The organism is Massilia glaciei (assembly GCF_003011895.2).
Taxonomy (GTDB): domain Bacteria; phylum Pseudomonadota; class Gammaproteobacteria; order Burkholderiales; family Burkholderiaceae_D; genus Telluria_A; species Telluria_A glaciei.
The window spans coordinates 1-5,282 of the sequence record NZ_PXWF02000330.1 but is presented as its reverse complement, the minus strand read 5'-3'; the positions used below and the strand labels follow the sequence as shown (position 1 = coordinate 5,282).

At 61.1% G+C, this 5,282-nt stretch carries 6 protein-coding genes; 2 read left to right on the top strand and 4 right to left on the bottom strand.

Going from position 1 to position 5,282, the window contains the following annotated elements:
• Window positions 1-326, top strand: a 326-nt coding sequence (locus C7C56_RS29530; RefSeq protein ID WP_219933237.1) for a hypothetical protein, incomplete at its 5' end; no start/stop codon positions are given.
• Window positions 327-548: 222 nt separating this feature from the next.
• Here C7C56_RS29530 and C7C56_RS26460 read toward each other — a convergent pair.
• A complete protein-coding gene (locus C7C56_RS26460; RefSeq protein WP_106760329.1) occupies window positions 549-851 on the bottom strand; it encodes a hypothetical protein in 303 nt (100 codons plus the stop codon).
• Between the two features lie 590 nt (window positions 852-1,441).
• On the opposite strand from C7C56_RS26460, the gene C7C56_RS26455 reads away from it, so the two are divergent.
• Window positions 1,442-1,744: a GIY-YIG nuclease family protein gene (locus C7C56_RS26455; protein WP_106760328.1), complete on the top strand. Its 303-nt coding sequence runs from the start codon at window positions 1,442-1,444 to the stop codon at window positions 1,742-1,744.
• 28 nt (window positions 1,745-1,772) lie between these two features.
• Here C7C56_RS26455 and C7C56_RS26450 read toward each other — a convergent pair whose 3' ends face one another.
• From C7C56_RS26450 to istA, 3 genes are read right to left on the bottom strand one after another with little or no spacing between them, the layout of a single operon-like run.
• Window positions 1,773-2,006: a hypothetical protein gene (locus C7C56_RS26450; protein ID WP_229459015.1), complete on the bottom strand. Its 234-nt coding sequence runs from the start codon at window positions 2,004-2,006 to the stop codon at window positions 1,773-1,775.
• Window positions 2,003-2,767, bottom strand: coding sequence for an IS21-like element helper ATPase IstB (gene istB, locus C7C56_RS26445; RefSeq protein ID WP_106760327.1), 765 nt, complete (start codon window positions 2,765-2,767; stop codon window positions 2,003-2,005). Before istB ends, C7C56_RS26450 begins: the two co-directional genes overlap by 4 nt.
• A complete protein-coding gene (gene istA, locus C7C56_RS26440; RefSeq protein WP_229459014.1) occupies window positions 2,751-4,319 on the bottom strand; it encodes an IS21 family transposase in 1,569 nt (522 codons plus the stop codon). Before istA ends, istB begins: the two co-directional genes overlap by 17 nt.
• Between the last annotated feature and the right edge of the window lie 963 nt (window positions 4,320-5,282).

Sequence of the window (5,282 nt, the reverse complement as noted above, 5' to 3'; positions counted from 1 at the left end):
ACAATCTGTTAAGTTGGGTGGATTGGATGGCGTACTCCCCGGCCTTGCTCCCTGTTGAGCAGTTGCCAATGCTGAAAAACGGCGCGTACTCATCGACGATACAGACGACGTCCTATCATAGAGTGTCGTTTGCACAGGAGACGGACCTGTATTTTTCCGGCTTAGGAGTAAACAAGACGGTATACGATACCGGCATGAATTTAGTCAAACACCTCGGCGAGTCCGACCAGCAAGTCAAGATGCCAGCGGGCCAGTATGTGGTCAAACTACATTTCTGGAGCAGCAACACTAAGTCGGTCAACGTGACGTCGCCCGGACTTCAATAGCGGTTGCTTACAGGGCGACGTATAGAGCGGCCTTGCCGAAACTGGTGCCGTCGGCTTCTGAAAATGACAAAATTGGTCACTTTCAGAAGCCGACGGGCACAAAATATGAGAAGTGACCTGCACGGGAAATGATACGATGACCGACCTCCAGCTTTGCCGGAGACGAGCGATATTATGGCCAGTGTCCGGTTAGATGTGTCATGGAGTAGACCCAAGATGACATCAAATCTTATCAAACTCAGCCTCGGATTCTTCGCGTCGGCGAGCTGGGCGTGGTATAGACAACCGCTGCTCATCCGTCAATACCGAGTGCTTCTTCTGCAATGCGACAACTTCAGCTTCTATCCGGTTCAACGACTCGACCGATGCAGGCGACAGTGCTTTCTCGGACGACAGCAGGAGGTATTTTTTCCGCAGATCGGCAATGTTAGCGTCTATACGGATCATGGATTCTGACGGAGGCGCGATCGGAACTTGTAGTTCGGGGTAAGCGGATATCGATGTGTCCATTTCCTGAATGCTCATACTTTCTCTCCAAAAACACAGTTAGAGGTAAGGATTAGCGCAGATGTTCTGTGTGTGTCTTTCTGGTGGGAGGCTTTAACCTTTCAGTACAACGATGGGCTTTGCTAGGAACTGAAACCCATCATTTCCCGAGTGCTCATGCCGGCCCGATTGGCGCGCCTCAAGCCCGCCAATGATCCCCAGCCCGTATCGTATCAGCTCAACTTGGAGCCCACATGCCCCCACAGCCATGCTTGCGGAAGAACCGGCGGACTGCCCTCGTGATCGAACTCGCCATCACGATTCGACATACCTGCGGAACAGGCCCAGCAGCAAACTTTTTGCTCTCGCGCGGTATAGCTTTTGACACTGCTGTACGTGTGTTGCTCAGGGCGCGCCGACGGTATACGGTCGCACCTTGACCTCAAACCGGGTCGCCCGATCCGGTTCGGATTCGTTGCACTTGTCAGGGCGAGAACTGGTAGAAGTTAATACCTCGCTGGGGCGACCTGTACGGTACAATCGCCTACAAGCAACTTCCGCTTTCGGCCGTTTCCGGACGGTCGCGCACCAGTCACCAGTTTATCGCGCAGATTCAGGAGCAGGTTTGCATGTCCATCCCCACCGAATCCTATGAAGCTATCTTCGTGCAGTACTCGGCCGCGATCCAGTGGATGAACGGACTCGGCATCAAGCTAACCTCAGGAAGAACATCTGACTACGAAAGAACCCTTCGGCACTGGAAGGATGCATACAAAACTGCATCAGCCGAAGAAGGGAGCAAAATATTTCCTGATTTCGTGAGCTCTATGTTTGAAATAAATGACTTTGTGAGCATCTACAAGGCTTTCCACGGCGTGCTGTTAGCGGCGGTGCAAATCCGCCTAAATCTGGCTGTGGAAACGCGCAATTAATCCAAGGCAAATATTGCCCTGCCGCCCATCAGAACTCGGTGTCGCCGCCAGTGTGACCAGGATCGCGAGCGCTGCCGTCCACGATACGATCTTCGCTATAGTGTTGTTGAAGTTGCGGTCCATAGTGTCGCCAGAGTTGCTCGCACAGATCGTCAAGCAGCTCGTAGACCGCGACGGCCTGCTCGGTCGTCCAGCGCGCATCAATGAGAAGGGGTATGCCCTCGGTTGTCCCTGATGGCAGGTTCAGATTCCGGATTTTCATGGCGCCGTCCCAGCTTTCGATTTACGTTTTTTCGCTTGCAAGGCCGCGCGCTCGTTGGCTTGCTTGAGCCGGTAGGACTCGCCTTCGATCGCGATCACCTCGGCGTGGTGCACGAGGCGGTCCACCAGCGATACGACGCAGCCAGCGTTGGGGAACACATCGTTCCAATCGGTGAAGGCCTTGTTCGTCGTGATCAAAGTGCTTTTGGACTCGTACCGGCGGCTGATCAATTCGAACAACAGGTCGGCGTGGCGGTTGGAGTAGGACAGATATCCAACCTCATCGACGCACAAGAAATCGGGCGCGGCGTAATAGCGCAGGCGGCTGCGCAGGGCCGAATCGCTGTCGAGCGCCGCCATGTCGCCGAGCATCTGGCCGGCGCTCGTGAACAACACGGTGTGACCTCCGATCAGGGCCTGGTAAGCGATGTTCTGCGCCAGCATGGTCTTGCCCACGCCGTTCGGGCCGACCAGCACCACGTTGGCCGCCTCGCGCAGGAATTCGAGCGTCATGAGGGCCTCGACGGCGGCGCGGTCGCAACGCGTGGGCCACTTCCAGTCGAAGTCGCACAGCGGGTTGAAGCGCCCCAGGTGGGCGTTCTTGAGGCGGCGCTCCAGACTGCGCTGCGCGCGCCCATCCTCCTCCCACTGCACGAGGCTCTCGATCCAGTCTGAGGTGGCCACCTCATCCCAGTGCGCCAGCACGCCGTGCAGGTGCAGCGCCTCAGCGCGCTGGCGCAGCGATTCAGGTTTGTTCGTCATCGGGATGCTCCTTGCTCAGTTCATCGTAGCTGCCAAGGTTGTGGGTGCGCACCGGCGCGTCGCGCGCTACCACATGCTCGGGCAGCAGCATGGCGACCGGCGGGGGCTGGTTGCGCTGCTCGCGGCGCCGCTCCAGGGCCAGGCGCACTGCGGTCGGGTGGGGCACGCCGCGCTCGAGCGCCTCGAGGATCGCCGCCTGCAACTCGGCCGCGCCGAAACGCTCGAGCAGACGCAGCAAGCCGGCCGTGATCGTGCCAAGGTTGCCGCTTCGTTTGGCCGCCTGCTCGAGCAGCTCAACGCTCGCCGGAGCCGCCTTGGCCAGGCGTCCGATGCCGCGGTGGTGGCGCGCCTCGCGCTTGTGCTCGACGAGCTGCTCGATGTGGGCCGGAGTCTCGATCTGCGCGCCCTTGTCGTAGCTGCGCGCCAGGCATGAGATCACCTCGGCGCCGTCCAGCACGCGCACCGTGTCCTCGCTGGCATGGACCGTTAGGGTGCGCTGCACATGGGTATGCGGGATTGTGTAGTCGTTCAGGTCGAAGCGGACATAGGGCGTTTTGCCGACGCTGACCTCGACCCGCTCGTCGCTCGGAAACGCGTGCGCCGGCAGCGGCAGCAGCAGCGGCCGCTCACGCAGGAAGGCGTCGCGCACCGAAAGCGCCTGGTCCTCCGGGCAGGGGCGGTCCGACGCCTGGCCATCGCACCAGGCGGCCGCCTGGGCGTTCAAGTCGGCCAGGTCGCGGAACTGGCGCGCGGCGAAGAATGCGCCGCGGATGTAGCGGATGGCCCTTTCGACCCGTCCTTTTTCGTTGCCGCGGCAGATGGCCACCGGCCTGGCCTCAAAGCGGTAGTGGCCGGCCAGCGCGACCAGGGTCGGATGGAAGCGGATCGCTTGGCCCTGCCGTTCCAGCACGGCGCTTTTCAAATTATCGTACAGGACGACCCTGCTGCAGCCTCCGAAGGCGTCGAAGGCGCCGATGTGCCCGCGCAGGAAGTTCTCCATGCGCGCATTGAGGAAGAAGCGCAGGTAGATGCGCCGGGAGTACGACAGCACCATCACGAACGCCATCAGGGGCCGGCGCGCGCGCCCTATCGTCAAATGGGAGAAATGGGCCCAGTCGCACTGGCATTGCTCACCAGGGAGTGTGCGCAGGCGCAGGTAGGCCTCGGCGGGCCGGCGCGGACGGTGCCGGGCCAGCAGGTGGCGGAAGTGGTCGGGCCCGCCCGGATAGCCGCGCTCGCGCACCATGCCGTAAAGGCGGCTGGCCGTCAGCGTCGGATACTTCTCCAACGTTTGCAGGATCAGCGCTAGGTAGGGCTCAAACATTGGCGAGCCGCGCACGGTGCCCGTCCCAGGCAGGCCCGCTTGGCGCAGCACCCGCTCGACGACGCAATGATGGATCGCCAGGTGCCGGGCGATGGTCCCCTTGCGCCATTTCTCCGCATGGTGCAGGCGCAGTATCTTCGCCTCGGTTTCAAGATCAACGGCCATGATCGCCTCCTCGTCGTCGCGCGCCAGCACCCCGGCCGGGGTGTCCTCGCACAGCCCGTCCATCAAGAAAGCCGGTGCGAACGAATTCGGAGCACCGGCATCCGCAGAATTGGCATTGCCAGGCTATGGCCGGCCTCGCGCCCACTGCGGCGGGCACCACCGCGGACGTTGTGATGGGCACCGATATCAGTAGAACATCGCAAGGGGGCGCAGGGGAACGGTGATGCGTCACTCTTTTTTTCCGCTCCCGGTAGCTGGCCATCCTCCGAGCGTGATTGAGCCGCCCTTGGCGGCCGCTCTGGTAGCGCCGGCCGGCGTCCCTCAGGGTGGTGTCGCGCGCGATGCCGGCGCACTCCCGGCAGCAGTAGATCTGGCCATGGTCGCAATCGGGGCAAACAAGTGCCTGGGCGCGGCACGCGAGACGCGCGCAAAGATAGCGTCGACCAACCGGAAAGGCATCCATCGGCTTGCTCCATGTCAAGCCGATCAGTTATGGACGGGGCGTCCACCAGTAGGGATGGGATACTCGATACACATTCCCTACTGGGGTTTGCAGGGCACGGCGCCGGTGAAACTGGTCAGGTTTTGGGTTGGCGCCGTGCCCGCCTTTTCTGTGCGGCAAACCCGTTTTACCGTACATTTTCCTTGCGCCACTTGTTCTAGAGCGAACCAGTCCGTCGCCGCAAGCAAACATACGCCGACTCCCTCAAAGCCAACCCCGCAATGCCGGCGCCCGTGGTGCGCACCATGCTTTCGGCGGGATACGGAGTTGCCGGACCAAGGGCGGTCCGGCAAGGGCTGCCGCCCCGGCTCCTACCGCCGAACTTCGCCATATGGCCGGCGAAGATCGCTGCATGGCGCTCTAATCCCGCTTCGCTGTGCATGCGCTGGGTTTGGCAGTGAGGGGCAGCGGGCCGCCGCTTGCCGGGTTCTGGGCGCGATCAGAGCGTCACTTCAGGCAGCCCCGACCAATACCCATTTTCTTTGAAACACCATTTTTTCCCCGCAACGAATTCGCCTGATAGC